Origin of the sequence: Pseudomonas sp. IzPS59 (assembly GCF_014863505.1) — a bacterium.
In the GTDB taxonomy this organism is placed as follows: Bacteria; Pseudomonadota; Gammaproteobacteria; order Pseudomonadales; family Pseudomonadaceae; genus Aquipseudomonas; species Aquipseudomonas kribbensis.
This window is the reverse complement of the sequence record NZ_CP062251.1, coordinates 2,148,746-2,162,707: the sequence shown is the minus strand read 5'-3', so window position 1 is coordinate 2,162,707 and position 13,962 is coordinate 2,148,746. Positions and strand designations below refer to the sequence as shown.

Sequence of the window (13,962 nt, the reverse complement as noted above, 5' to 3'; positions counted from 1 at the left end):
GCTCAGGCCTGAAGTTGCTGCGCGAGGTCGTACATGGCCACGCGCAGCAATTCGATTGCAACGTTCAATGCGGCCTCGGGCTCACCGTCCCCGCAGGCCTGTTCAAGTACCCGGCACGCCGAAACCACACGCTCGGCCCCGATCACATGCGCCCCGCCTGTGATGTGATGTGCCAGATCCTTCAGACCTGCACGATCACCTTCCCGCCCTGATTCCTCCAGACGCTCCAGATCGCTGCGCAGACTACTCAGCACTTCCTCACGCAACTGCCCGATAAGCGGGTTATCCGCTCCCGCCAGTTGCAACAGCGAACTCAGATCGAAACCGGGCAATACCTGCTCCTTCACATCTGCGACCTGTATTTCGTCAGGCTCTGCGGCCATCAGCGCCAGGCTCAGTTCCCGCAGCAAAACCGGTTTGAACAGGCAATCATCCATTCCGGCTGCCAGGCATCGCTGCTTTTCCTCCAGCTGTGCATTGGCGGTATACCCCAGAATCAGACAAGGCACCCTGCCCGCTGCCGTCTCTTCTTCGCGAATCGCTCGCGCCAGGTCATAACCGTTGAGCCCGGGCAGGTTGATGTCGGTGATCAGCGCATCGAAAGTTTGACCGCGCCACAGAGCCAGCGCCTGTTCACCACTCCCGATGTCGACAACGCGATGCCCGAGCTCGCTCAACTGCCGACACAGCAGCAGACGATTCACCGGGTGGTCGTCCACCACCAGTACATCCAGCGGCTTTGCCGCCGTCACTGTCGGCGTCACAACGTCCTCCTGACCGGGTGACTCCAGCACGGGCAGTTCCAGGCGCAGCATGACTCGTGTACCTCGTCCGGGTTCGCTGGTCATCCACAAGTCGCCGCCCATCATCCGGCACAGGCTGCGGCTGATCACCAGCCCCAGACCAGAACCGCTGCGGACCGACAACGGCTGACTGCCGACCTGCACAAAGGGGCTGAACAGGCGTTGCTGATCTTCGGCGCTGATGCCCCGTCCGCTGTCCTCGATGACAACGCCGATTTCCAGCAGCCCGTCCCGCTCGGCGAACACTCGCAATCGCAGGCTCACGTCGCCTTCATCGGTAAACTTGATCGCATTGCTCAGCAGATTCGACAACACCTGTTTGAAACGCAAGGCGTCGAGCACCACCTCGACATTGCTGCGCTCATCCAGCTCGACATGCCACGACAACTGCTTCTGGCGCGCCACTCCTTCGAAAATCCGACACACCGACAACACCGAATCACGCAGATTGACGCGTTCGGGTGCCAGCGACAGATGACCGGATTCGATGCGGGCGATATCGAGAATATCGCCGATCAATGCCAGCAGTTGCTGCCCCGCCGTGGACGCCACCTGGATGGCCCCACGGTCGGTCACGCCTTCATCGGCATGCTTGAGCGCCAGTTCCAGCATGCCCAGCAGGGCATTCATCGGCGTACGGATTTCGTGACTCATGACCGCCAGAAAGGTGCTCTTGGCCCGGTTTGCTTCATCCGCCGCGTCCTTGGCTTCCTGCAGTTGAAGCAGCCATTGCTGGCGCTGGCGAATCTGCCAGCGCTGAAAGCCGATCCAGCCCAACGCCAGCAGCAACAGCCCGGACGCAACGGTGAATCCAAGCAGGATCTCTCGTCGGTGGCGCTGCCAGTAACTGTCATCGGCAACCGCGTCACGGCCCCAGCGCTCGACCAGATCGTCGAGTTCCTTGGGGGCGATGCTCAACAGTGCCTTGTTCAGAATCGAATGCAGCACCAATGCATCCGGTGCGGTGGCCAGGGCAATCCGGGCGGGCTGGTCCCCCACCGTACCGACTATCCGGGTACGCCCCCGGTACTGACGGGAAATCAGATAGCGCGCCACCATCAACGAGCTCAGTGTGGCATCGGCTTGCCCGCTGACAATCGCTTCCATCCCGGCTGCCGGGCTTGGTACTTCGACCAATCTGAGCTGCTGTACTCGCTCCAGCAGATAATCGCGCAATGGATGACCGCGATAGATCGCCAGCCGTTTGCCGGCCATGTCATCCAGGGTTCTCACACTCGACGCCGATACCCCGCTGACCAGTACGAACGGATTGTTCAGATAGGCCCGGGAGAAGCGCATTTCGAGTTCACGCTCGCTGCTGGGTGTCACCACGGGCAGCAGATCAAGTTCCCCGGCCTTCAATTGTTCGATCTGTCGGTCCAGTGACTGCCCCCGCACGATCTCGAACTTCAGGCCGCTGCGCTGACTGATCAGGCTCAACAACTGCGCCGCAAGCCCCTGCACTTTTCCCTCGGCATCAAAGAACGTCAACGGGGCGAAATCTTCGATCGCACCGACACGTACGCTCGGATGCCGGTCGAGCCACGCCTGTTCACTGCCACTGAGACTTACCCGCGCCTGTCCCGACATGTCCGCCCGTCCGGCACTCCAGCGCAGTTCCATGGCCAGGCGCTGCTCCATGGGAATGGCCAGCAAGGCCTTGTCGACCAGTCGTTTCAAGCGTGTGTTGCTGCGAGTCAGGGCAAAGGCGAACGGGTTGGCGTCGAGGCCCGAAGGGCCGGCCAGTTGCAAGTCGTTGTGGAAGTTAATGTTGATCAGATAGCTGGCGCTGATGAAATCGCCGAGGTACAGGTCATCTCGCCCGAATGCCACGGCGCCGAGGGCATCGAGAATCGAGCGATAACGCTGCAAAGTGGCTTGCGGGTAAGCCTTCTCGATGGTCGAAGCCGGCAGGTAGTCATCCACCATGGCGATGCGCTTGCCTGCCAGATCATCGGGCAACGGTTCGTCGAGCCGGGTCACCCACATCGGCTGATCTTCGGCATAGGCGCGAGACAGCATCAGCTCGGGATCGGCAATCTCATAGTTGTTCGAGGTGCCCAGCAAATCCAGTTCCCCGGCCTTGAGCGCAGCCATGGCGCTTTCGCGGTCGGGGTAGCACCAGACCTCGATCCGGACATTCAGCACCTGTGCGATCGCGTCGGCGTACTCGGCCGTGAGGCCTTCCAGTTCATACCTGTTGCGGGTCAATTCAAAGGGAGGATAGTCCGGCCCGGAAGCGCCGATGCGCAATACCGGGTGTGCCCGAAGCCACTGCCGATCCTGCTCGTCGAGGCGTACCTGCACGCCCTCCAGCCGGGTGCGAGAGATGATTTCCAGTTTTTGCACAGCCCCGAATGCCTGCACAGCGTTTGCCAAAAGGAAGATCATCAGAAGAATGCATCGCAGCGGCCTCATCATCGGACAGGCTCTCAAAGCAGATGGTTGCGTCTGGCGAACTCACGCAACACCACCTGTGAGCTGACCCCGAGCTTGAGCATCAGGCGAGTCTTGTAGGTACTGATGGTTTTGTGGCTCAGGTTCATCTCCCGAGCGATGTCCTTGTTGGGCTTGCCATGCGCCAATTGCACGAGAATGTGTAACTCGCGATTGGACAATCCTTCGATCTGCTGTCGCTCGTCACTGTGCACACCGGATTGCCCTGCGTTGACCTCAGGCAATTCCTGAAAATAGCTGTAACCCGAGCGGACTGCCTTGATCGCACTCTGCAACTGCTGCAACTCGGCAGACTTGGCCACAAAAGCCATTGCACCCGCACGTCGGCAACGCACCAGGTAGCTGTGCGGGTCGGCCGATGAAAAAATCACGATTTTGCAGACCAGCCCGAGGGCATTGATCCGGTCCAGCACTTCAAGACCGCCCATGCCCTTGAGCTTCAAATCGAGCACGATCAGTGTCGGCGCGTGGGCACGGATCATCGGCACGACGTCGACGCCACTCGAAGCGACATGAATCGGTTTATAGCCCAGTGACTCCAGAACCATTCTGACGGCACCGACAACCACCGGGTGATCGTCGACGATCAATGCTGAATCCATGATCACTCCCGGGCGAATACATGACGATGACGCCACCGATCCTGCATGAACGGGACGACGGGTAGCTGCGCTACAACTGTTGCACGGGACGCATGGCGAAACACCTGTCAGACCTGACAGTTGCGCCATCGGCCGATCTGTGAACCGGCGCTCCATCACGCGAGGGATTTTGCCGGGCACATACACAAGGAACGCTCACGTGAAGCATCGACTGATGTCATCAATTGCGAGATGGCGCTCATTGAGGGCAGCGCTTCGTTACAGGTGGTGATCTTTGCCCGAAAGTATCCGGGAACAGCCGATGAGTTCAGCGCTTCGCCATAGACCAGTGCATGCCGGTCCTGCGCCAGATCGAACAGGAATCCGTGCAGATCCGGCATTCCACCTGCCAGTTGAGAATCGGTCACCAGTACGTCGAACGGCTCGCAGCCGAAATCGATCAGTGACAACAGTTCGATGAAGTTCTGCACCGGTGCAATGCGGTAGTAATCGAGGGTATTGAACATCCACTCGATCTTCATCCGGTGAAAGTGCCGGGTGTCGGCGATCAAAATACGCAAGGTTTTGTCGGCCATCGTGGAAGTCCCGCCAGTCGCTTCAAGTGGCGGCAAGACTACCCAAGCATCGAGGCATGCTCTGTAGGACTATTCCGAAAATAACCGTCACTCATCCGGATTGACGGCCACCCATGCCATTGCCGGACGATGGGCTTTCGCCAGGTTACTCCGTGGTACTCGGACTCCAGAACGCCTGAACCACCAGGTTCGACGTGGAAATCCGCTTCACCAGTGCGTCCAGTTCATCGCCGTCCACCGAGGTCGTTGCAAGCGTGGCTTCGATCTCGATTTCGTCGGCACCGAAGGCGTGCACATCGACGTCACTGGCCGGGTAGTTGCTGCGTTCGAGCTCGGCTTCAAGCAAGGCGAACACAGCCGTCTGTTGCGAGCGCCGGGCGATGACGTAGACGATGTTGGTGACTTCCGCCGAAACCACATCCAGCGGCTGGCGGTTGATGTTGTTGACGATCGGCCGCAGCAAGGTATTCGCGGCGAGCACGAACAAGGTGCCGAGCACGGCTTCGGCCAGCAAGTCGGCGCCGGCACAGGCGCCGACCGCAGCCGAGGTCCAGAGTGTGGCGGCGGTATTGAGGCCGCGTACATTGCCCTCTTCGCGCATGATCACACCGGCGCCGAGAAAACCGATCCCGGACACCACGTAGGCGACCACCCGCACCGCGCCTTCGGCCCCGCCGAGCCGGTTGGCCATATCGACGAAAATCGCCGCACCGACCGCCACCAGCACGTTGGTGCGCAGGCCTGCCGTGCGTTGCCGGTACTGGCGCTCGAAACCGATCAGCCCGCCAAGGATGAAGGCCGCGCTGAGGCTGACCAGGGTATCGAGCAGCGAATCGAGGTTGATGTTGTTGATGGCTTGCATGTTGAACTCCTTGAAACCGCCCCCCTTGCTCCCACAAGGGGGGAATCTTTCCTGTTACTGCCAGCCGAACCGGCGGATGTAGAAGCCTTTCACGGCCTGGGTCAGTGCCATGTACGCCAGCAGGATCACCGGCAGGAACACGAAGTACATCGACGGCAGCGCTTGCAGTTTGAAGTAGTGCGCCAGCGGCCCCATCGGCAGGAAGATGCCCACGGCCATGATGATTCCGGTCATCACCAGCAACGGCATGGCCGCGCGGCTTTGCAGGAACGGAATCTTCGGCGTGCGGATCATGTGCACGATCAGCGTCTGGGTCAGCAGCCCCACCACGAACCAGCCGGACTGGAACAGGGTCTGGTGATCCGGGGTGTTGGCATCGAACACGTACCACATCAAGGCGAACGTTGTGATGTCGAAGATCGAACTGATCGGGCCGAAGAACAGCATGAAGCGTCCGACATCCCCTGGCTGCCAGCGCTGTGGCTGTTTCAGCATTTCGTCGTCGACGTTGTCGAACGGGATCGCGATCTGCGAAATGTCATACAGCAGGTTCTGCACCAGCAGGTGCATCGGCAGCATCGGCAGGAACGGAATGAACGCACTGGCCACCAGTACCGAGAACACGTTGCCGAAGTTCGAGCTGGCAGTCATCTTGATGTACTTGAGCATGTTGGCGAAGGTCCGGCGCCCTTCCAGCACGCCCTCCTCCAATACCATCAGGCTCTTTTCCAGCAGGATGATGTCGGCCGCTTCCTTGGCGATGTCCACCGCGCTGTCCACGGAAATACCGATGTCCGCGGTGCGCAATGCCGGTGCGTCGTTGATGCCGTCGCCCATGAACCCGACCACATGACCGTTGCCCTTGAGGATGCGCACGATGCGTTCCTTGTGGGTCGGCGTCAGCTTGGCGAACACGTTGGTGGTCTCCACCGCCTTGGCCAGCTCCGCGTCACTCATGCGCTCGATGTCGTTGCCCATCAACAGGCCTTGCTGCGCCAGGCCTACTTCGCGGCAGATCTTGGCAGTCACCAGCTCGTTGTCGCCGGTCAGTACTTTCACGGCCACGCCGTGTTCGGCCAGCGCCTTGAGTGCCGGCGCGGTGCTTTCCTTCGGTGGATCGAGGAATGCCACGTAACCGATCAGCGTCAGCTCCTGCTCGTCGCCCAGGCTGTAAGTGTCGCGACCTTCCGGCATCGACCGTGCCGCCACCGCTACCACGCGCAAGCCTTCAGCGTTGAATGCTGCTGTTACCTGACGAATTCTCGCCAGCAATTCATCGCTCAAGGCTTCGTCGACTTCACCGTGACGAACCCGGGTGCACACCGACAACACTTCTTCCACCGCGCCTTTGCAGATCAGCTGATGCGGTTGGCCGTGTCCTTCGACCACCACCGACATGCGCCGGCGATTGAAGTCGAACGGAATCTCGTCGACCTTGCGATACGCCGTACCGACCTTCAGCTCACGGTGGACTTCCACGTGTTCCAGTACCGCCACGTCGAGCAGGTTTTTCAGACCGGTCTGGTAGTAGCTGTTCAGATAGGCCATTTCCAGCACGTCGTCGGAGTCCTCGCCCCAGACGTCGACATTGCGCGCCAGGAAGATCTTGTCCTGGGTCAACGTGCCGGTCTTGTCGGTGCACAGCACGTCCATGGCGCCGAAGTTCTGGATCGCGTCCAGGCGTTTGACGATGACTTTCTTGCGCGACAGGAACACCGCGCCCTTGGCCAGGGTCGAGGTGACGATCATCGGCAGCATTTCCGGGGTCAGGCCCACGGCGATCGACAGTGCGAACAGCAGCGCTTCGGTCCAGTCACCCTTGGTGAAACCGTTGATGAACAACACCAGCGGCGCCATGACGAACATGAAACGGATCAACAGCCAGCTGACTTTGTTCACCCCTTGCTGGAACGAAGTCACCGCCCGATCGGTTGCCCCGACCCGCAGCGCCAGCGCACCGAAATAGGTGCTGTTGCCGGTGGTGAGAATCACCGCCACCGCAGTCCCGGACACCACGTTGGTGCCCATGAACAGGATGTTTTCCAACTCCAGCGGGTTGCGCGTATCGCGATCCGCCTGACGGGGGAATTTCTCCACCGGCATCGATTCACCGGTCATCGCGGCCTGGCTGACGAACAGATCCTTGGCGCTCAGCACCCGGCAATCGGCGGGAATCATGTCGCCGGCCGAAAGCACGATCAGATCGCCCGGCACCAGTTGCTTGATCGGCAGCTCAGTGCGCGGCGCATCCCGGCGCAGCACGGTGGCGGTGTTGCTGACCATCGCCTTGAGCGCGTCGGCCGCCTGGTTGGATTTGCTTTCCTGCCAGAAGCGCAGCAGGGTCGAGAGCACCACCATCGAGAAGATCACCGTGGCGGCTTTCAAGTCATCGGTCAGCCACGAGATCACCGCCAACAGGGTCAGCAGCAGGTTGAACGGGTTTTTGTAGCAGTGCCACAGGTGGGTCCACCACGGCAGCGGTTGCTCATGCTCGACTTCGTTGAGGCCATGCTGTGCACGCAGCACATCGACTTCGAAATCGGTGAGGCCGTCGGTGTGCGTGCCGAGGTTCGACAGCAGCACGCCGCTGTCGCAATGGGCGGCGTCCACCAGCGTGTTGGCCAGGGTGGGCGGCACTTCACGGCTGACCGTGGTGTCGCGAAGACTTTCCAGCACGGCCAGACGACGGAAGTGCCGGGCGATGTGACGGGTCCGCAGGAAGCCTGCGAAAAATTCCTTGAGCGTAAGTTTCATGGCTGTTGCCCCTATGGTCAGCCGGGAAACCGTCAAGCAGGTACGTCCAGCCCTCTTGCACCGAAAATTCGGCACGGCAAGGGTTGGCGCGCCAGTCAAAAAAGACAGGCGTGTCGATAGGGCTGCGATTGCGACAATGAAGTCGAAACCACGCTCTTTTCAGCGTCGATGAGAAGGACGTCGGGACATGGTCTCAGCTGACCATGATCGGGATGCCGCTGCTCGCTGTTCGGCGAGACAACGGCACAAAGGAATGCGCGTTATCTTGCCGAGAATCTGCCGGTTACAAGGACCGGCCGACAACTGTCACTCGAACAAGTACCCACTGTGGGTCTCCGCTATTGATGAAAACGCGCGAAGCTTACGCCCCGATGTCTGGAGAGTAAACCCGCAAAAGGAAGTGAGTCGGCGAATGTGGCGGGTGTTCAGGAAGGGTTCAGGATTGGCCTCGAAACGACTCCCGCGCTCGGCGCGGGAGTCATCAGGAAGTCATCAGCTGGCAGTCGCCAGCAACAAATCCATCACCGAACGGCTGTGCCCGCGGTTCTTGCCATGTTCATACAGCGAGCCGGCAATCTCGTCCGCACGGATCGGCAGGATCGACAGCAGCGTATCGCTCAGACCGTGGCTGGCCTGGCAGAAGCCCTGCATGTACAGACCGGCCTTGCAGCGCTCGTCGGTAATCAGTTTGTAGTTGCGATCGACCTCGAAGTCGCCCAGGTACTCTTCCAGCGGCGCCAGCAGTTTGCGGTGCATCTGACGCTCGTAACCGGTGGCCAGCACCACGGCGTCGTAGACGCGGACGGTAACTTCACCCGTGGCGTTGTTGCGCACTGCCAGTTCGATGCCGCGCTCGGTAGCGGTGGCTTTCTCGACGGTGGTCAGAGTGCGGAACGCGTGGCGCGCAACGCCGGAGACTTTCTGGCGATAGAAGATGCCGTAGATGCGCTCGATCAGGTCGATGTCCACCACCGAGTAGTTGGTGTTGTGGTACTCGTTGACCAGACGCTCACGCTCGCTGCTCTGCTGCTGGAAGATCAGGTCGGTGAATTCCGGCGAGAACACTTCGTTGACGAACGGGCTGTCGTCCGCCGGCTTCAGCGCCGAACCGCGCAGGATCATGTCGACCTGCACCGACGGGAACGAATCGTTCAGGTCGATGAAGGCTTCCGCCGCGCTCTGGCCGCCGCCGATGATCGCGATGCTCATCGGCTGGTTGTTGACGCACGGTTGCTTGGCCATCTCGGCCAGGTATTGCGAGTGGTGGAACACTCGGGCATCGCCCTTGAGCGCCTTGAACGATTCGGGAATGCGTGGGGTGCCACCGGCGCTGACCACAACGGAACGCGCGGTGCGCACGAATTGCTGGCCGTCGGTGCCACGGGAAATCACTCGCAACGCTTCAACCTGATGGTTGTGCAGCACCGGTTCGATGGTCAGCACCTCTTCGCCATAACGGCTCTGTTCGGTGAACTGCGCGGCGACCCAGCGCAGGTAATCGTTGTACTCCATGCGGCACGGGTAGAAGGTGCCGAGGTTGATGAAGTCCACCAGACGACCGTGGTGCTTGAGGTAATTGACGAACGAGTACGGGCTGGTCGGGTTGCGCAGGGTCACCAGATCCTTGAGGAAGGAAATCTGCAATTCGCTCTGGGTCGACAGGGTGTTGCCGTGCCAGCTGTAGGTCGGTTGTTTGTCGAGAAACAGCACATCCAGCTCGCCGAGGGTCGGGGCACGCTCCTGCAGAGCGATGGCCAGCGCCAGGTTCGAAGGGCCGAAACCGACGCCGATCAGATCGTGAACGATGGGCGATGCAATTGCCTGTGTCATTTCCAGTGTCCTCTGGATGAACCCCCGAACAGCGCGGAGGAAGAGCTTGGGTGACCGGCCGGCCCGGGACAGGACAACAGGTCGTCTGTTGAGTAGGAACGAGGACAGTGAAATAAAATTTAACGCAGGGGCTTCAGTGGGCATCCCATTGCTTGATTCGCTGGCGGCAATGCTTCATGGCATTGACGATGTGCTTTTCCACCAGGGCCTTGGAAATGCCAAGGTGTTCGGCTATCTCGGGATGGGACATGCCTTCGATCTTGCGCAGCAGAAAACTGTCGCGGCACAGCGGCGCGAGCTCGGCCAATGCGCGTTGCAACATGTCCAGGCGCTGGCCATGGTCGAGGGTGCTGTGGGGCGACGGGGTGAAGTAGCGCTCTTCGCTGTCGAGCACTTCCAGCGATTCGACCTGACGCAGGGCATTGCGTCGATGATCGTCGATCACCAGATTCAGTGCGGTGCGATAGAGGAAGGCCCGGGGTTGTTCGATCGGCGTATCACTGGAACGCTCCAGTACCCGCACATAGGCGTCATGCACCACATCTTCGGCCACCTGTCGGTTGCCGAGCTTGGCGTTCAGGAAACACACCAGCTCGCGATAGTAGTTTTCCAACATGACTCCCGGCCGCTTGAGTGCGGGTTCTGTCCTTGAGCACACCGTTTTTCCGGGCCCCGCGAGGCGGTAGCAGGATGGTGGCAACGTGAGGCGCGTAATTTATAGTAATTCTCATATAGATTTAAAGTGGTGATTCTCCTTCGCTGACAAATAGCCCGTTCCGGCAACCTGTAACTTCGTGTGTGAACACTTAAATTCCCTTGCGCATGCATCGTTTACAGGACAGCTCCCCCGTGTCTGTCGTGCCTTGCGACAGCGTTCAGCGACCGACCGAACCTGCTCACCTGCTGAACGACGGGCCGAATTCCACTGGCCGGAACCCTGCATGAAACGTCCCCTCCCCGCCCGCCGTGCCCTGTTCGTTGCCCTTTGCCTGATCCCCGTCATCGCGGTTGCCGCGTGGCAAGTACTGCCGCCCGGACGTGAAACGCTTGCCACCGTTCAAGTGACCCGTGGCGACATCGAAAACAGCGTGACCGCCCTGGGCACCCTGCAACCACGCCGCTATGTGGATGTCGGTGCGCAGGCGTCCGGGCAGATCCAGAAAATTCATGTGGAGGCCGGTGATGTGGTCAAGGAGGGCCAGTTGCTTGTGGAAATCGACCCCTCCACGCAAAAGGCCAAGCTCGACGCTGGCCGGTTTTCCATCGAGAACCTGAAGGCGCAATTGCAGGAACAACGCGCCCAGCATGAGCTGGCGCAGCAGAAATACCAGCGTCAGCAGAAACTCGCTGCCGGGGGCGCCACCCGCGAGGAAGACGTCCAGACCGCCCGGGCCGAAGTACGCGCCACCCAGGCCCGGATCGACATGTTCCAGGCACAGATCCGTCAGGCCCAGGCCAGTCTGCGCAGTGACGAGGCCGAGCTTGGCTACACACGCATCTACGCGCCGATGTCCGGCACCGTGGTGGCCGTGGGTGCCCGGGAAGGCCAGACACTTAACGCGCAACAACAGACCCCGTTGATCCTGCGGATCGCACGGCTTTCACCGATGACCGTGTGGGCCGAGGTTTCCGAAGCCGACATCGGTCACGTCAAGCCAGGCATGACGGCGTACTTCACAACCCTCAGTGGCGGCACCCGGCGCTGGAGCAGCACCGTGCGGCAGATCCTGCCGGTGCCGCCGCGTCCGCTCGAGCAAAGTCAGGGCGCCAGTCCCACCAGCGGTCGCAGCGGCAGCGAACGGGTGGTGCTTTACACGGTGTTGCTGGATGTCGAAAACACCGACAACAGCCTGATGACCGACATGACGGCCCAGGTGTTCTTCGTTTCACAGCAGGCGCAAAACACCCTGACCGTGCCCACCGCCGCCCTGCAGCGCAGCAGCCGTGCAGACTGGCAATCGGCGCAGGTCGTCGCCGCCAATGGCGAGATTCAATCCCGGGAAGTCCGGATCGGCATCCGCGACCGCTTGCGCACGCAAATCCTCGAAGGGCTTGCCGAAGGCGATCACGTCCTGAGCAGTCCGGCCACCGGCAACGGAGGCTGAATGCAAACGCCCCTGATTGACCTGCGGCAGATCCGCAAAGCCTACGGCGGCGGCGACAGCCCGCTGGTGGAAGTGCTGCGCGGCATTGATCTGTCGATTCATGCCGGCGAATTCGTGGCGATCGTCGGCGCCTCCGGCTCCGGCAAATCGACACTGATGAACATCCTCGGCTGCCTCGACCGTCCCAGCAGCGGCGAGTACCTGTTTGCCGGGGAAAATGTCGCCCGGCTGGACACCGACGCCCTGGCCTGGCTGCGCCGCGAAGCGTTCGGATTCGTGTTCCAGGGCTATCACCTGATTCCGTCCGGTTCAGCCCAGGAAAACGTCGAGATGCCGGCAATCTATGCCGGCACACCGGCCGCCGAACGTCACGCCCGGGCCCACGCCCTGCTCACCCGCCTGGGCCTCGCCAGCCGCACCGCCAACCGCCCGCACCAGCTTTCCGGCGGACAACAGCAACGGGTGTCGATTGCCCGCGCACTGATGAATGGCGGCCATATTATTCTTGCCGACGAACCCACTGGTGCGCTGGACAGCCACAGTGGCGCCGAGGTCATGACCCTGCTCGACGAACTGGCGGATCAGGGCCACGTGGTGATTCTCATCACCCACGACCGCGAAGTCGCGCAACGCGCCAAGCGCATCATCGAAATCCGTGACGGCCTGATCATCAGCGATACCGCCGCCCCACAATCGCCTGCCACAACCGCCTCCGGCTCCGGCACATTGCAAGCCGTGGACCTGCGCGAGCGCCTGACCACCGGCAGCACCCAGAGCGGCGCCTGGAAAGGCGAACTGGTGGATTCCGTGCAAGCGGCCTGGCGCGTCATGTGGGTCAACCGCTTCCGCACCGCGCTGACCCTGCTGGGGATCGTCATCGGCGTCGCGTCCGTTGTGGTCATGCTGGCGGTGGGCGAAGGCAGCAAGCGCCAGGTGATGGCGCAGATGGGGGCATTCGGCTCCAACATCATCTATCTCAGCGGCGCGGCGCCCAACCCGCGCACACCGCCGGGCATCATCACCCTCGATGACGTCGCCGAACTGGCCGCCCTGCCTCAGGTTGAACGCATCATGCCGGTCAACGGCGCCACCGCCGGCGTGCGTTTCGGCAATGCCGACCACACCAGTTACGTGGGTGGCAACGACACCAACTTCCCGACCATCTTCAACTGGCCGGTGATCCAGGGCAGTTATTTCACCCAGGCCGATGAAGACAGCGCCGCGGCCGTTGCGGTGATCGGGACCAAGGTGCGCGACAAACTGCTCAAGGACGTCGCCGACCCTGTCGGTCAGTACATCCTGATCGAAAACGTGCCGTTCCAGGTCCTCGGTGTACTCGCGGAAAAAGGCTCCAGCTCCGGCGATTCGGACAGTGACAACCGGATCGCCGTGCCCTACTCCGCCGCCAGCATGCGCCTGTTCGGCAGCCGCAATCCGGAATACGTGGTGATTGCCGCGCGGGATGCGCGCCGGGTCAAGGAAGCCGAGCACGCCATCGAACAAGCGATGCTGCGCCGGCACAACGGGAAGAAGGATTTCGAGCTGACCAACAATGCCGCGATGATCCAGGCCGAGGCTCGCACCCAGGGCACACTGTCGCTGATGCTCGGGGCGATTGCCGCCATTTCCCTGTTGGTGGGCGGTATCGGCGTGATGAACATCATGCTCATGACCGTGCGCGAGCGCACCCGGGAAATCGGCATCCGCATGGCCACCGGCGCCCGTCAGCGCGACATCCTGCGCCAGTTCCTGACCGAAGCCGTGATGCTCTCGGTGGTCGGCGGCATTGCCGGCATCAGCCTGGCGATGCTGGTCGGCGGCGTGCTGCAACTCAGCGGTGTGGCCATGGCGTTCCAGTGGATCGCCGTGACCGGCGCCTTCGGTTGCGCGCTGGCCACCGGCGTCATCTTCGGCTTCATGCCGGCCCGCAAGGCCGCCCGGCTCGACCCGGTCAAGGCCCTCACCAGTGAATGA

At 61.3% G+C, this 13,962-nt stretch carries 9 protein-coding genes; 2 read left to right on the top strand and 7 right to left on the bottom strand.

Annotation, left to right across the window (positions count from 1 at the left end; all coding sequences use genetic code 11):
- Window positions 1-2: 2 nt before the first annotated feature.
- The 7 genes from IF189_RS09700 to IF189_RS09670 form a co-directional block, all read right to left on the bottom strand.
- On the bottom strand, window positions 3-3,224 hold the full coding sequence (locus tag IF189_RS09700) for an ATP-binding protein (RefSeq protein WP_192553193.1): 3,222 nt from the start codon (window positions 3,222-3,224) through the stop codon (window positions 3-5).
- An 11-nt stretch (window positions 3,225-3,235) separates the two neighbouring features.
- Window positions 3,236-3,862, bottom strand: a complete 627-nt coding sequence (locus tag IF189_RS09695) for a response regulator transcription factor (protein ID WP_134826051.1) — start codon at window positions 3,860-3,862, stop codon at window positions 3,236-3,238.
- 155 nt (window positions 3,863-4,017) lie between these two features.
- On the bottom strand, window positions 4,018-4,437 hold the full coding sequence (locus tag IF189_RS09690) for a chemotaxis protein CheY (RefSeq protein WP_192553192.1): 420 nt from the start codon (window positions 4,435-4,437) through the stop codon (window positions 4,018-4,020).
- 145 nt (window positions 4,438-4,582) lie between these two features.
- Entirely contained in the window at window positions 4,583-5,299 is a 717-nt protein-coding gene (locus IF189_RS09685) for an MgtC/SapB family protein (RefSeq protein WP_085711975.1), read from the bottom strand.
- A 54-nt stretch (window positions 5,300-5,353) separates the two neighbouring features.
- Window positions 5,354-8,053 carry a magnesium-translocating P-type ATPase gene (gene mgtA, locus IF189_RS09680; RefSeq protein ID WP_192553191.1) on the bottom strand — a complete coding sequence of 900 codons (2,700 nt, stop codon included), beginning with the start codon at window positions 8,051-8,053 and terminating at the stop codon, window positions 5,354-5,356.
- Window positions 8,054-8,545: 492 nt separating this feature from the next.
- The gene (locus IF189_RS09675; RefSeq protein WP_114882083.1) at window positions 8,546-9,883 is read right to left on the bottom strand and encodes a lysine N(6)-hydroxylase/L-ornithine N(5)-oxygenase family protein; all 1,338 of its coding nucleotides are present in this window, start codon (window positions 9,881-9,883) and stop codon (window positions 8,546-8,548) included.
- Between the two features lie 133 nt (window positions 9,884-10,016).
- Entirely contained in the window at window positions 10,017-10,499 is a 483-nt protein-coding gene (locus tag IF189_RS09670) for a sigma-70 family RNA polymerase sigma factor (RefSeq protein WP_192553190.1), read from the bottom strand.
- A 325-nt stretch (window positions 10,500-10,824) separates the two neighbouring features.
- Between IF189_RS09670 and IF189_RS09665 the strand changes: the two genes are divergently transcribed.
- The gene (locus tag IF189_RS09665; protein ID WP_134826046.1) at window positions 10,825-11,988 is read left to right on the top strand and encodes an efflux RND transporter periplasmic adaptor subunit; all 1,164 of its coding nucleotides are present in this window, start codon (window positions 10,825-10,827) and stop codon (window positions 11,986-11,988) included.
- Entirely contained in the window at window positions 11,989-13,962 is a 1,974-nt protein-coding gene (locus IF189_RS09660) for a MacB family efflux pump subunit (RefSeq protein WP_134826045.1), read from the top strand. It begins immediately after the preceding gene.

Coding starts and splice junctions, on each gene's coding strand:
- IF189_RS09690 (WP_192553192.1), bottom strand. CDS start 4,437: ATGGCCGACAAAACCTTGCGTATTTTGATCGCCGACACCCGGCACTTT.
- IF189_RS09695 (WP_134826051.1), bottom strand. CDS start 3,862: ATGGATTCAGCATTGATCGTCGACGATCACCCGGTGGTTGTCGGTGCC.
- IF189_RS09665 (WP_134826046.1), top strand. CDS start 10,825: ATGAAACGTCCCCTCCCCGCCCGCCGTGCCCTGTTCGTTGCCCTTTGC.
- mgtA (WP_192553191.1), bottom strand. CDS start 8,053: ATGAAACTTACGCTCAAGGAATTTTTCGCAGGCTTCCTGCGGACCCGT.
- IF189_RS09675 (WP_114882083.1), bottom strand. CDS start 9,883: ATGACACAGGCAATTGCATCGCCCATCGTTCACGATCTGATCGGCGTC.
- IF189_RS09700 (WP_192553193.1), bottom strand. CDS start 3,224: ATGATGAGGCCGCTGCGATGCATTCTTCTGATGATCTTCCTTTTGGCA.
- IF189_RS09685 (WP_085711975.1), bottom strand. CDS start 5,299: ATGCAAGCCATCAACAACATCAACCTCGATTCGCTGCTCGATACCCTG.
- IF189_RS09670 (WP_192553190.1), bottom strand. CDS start 10,499: ATGTTGGAAAACTACTATCGCGAGCTGGTGTGTTTCCTGAACGCCAAG.
- IF189_RS09660 (WP_134826045.1), top strand. CDS start 11,989: ATGCAAACGCCCCTGATTGACCTGCGGCAGATCCGCAAAGCCTACGGC.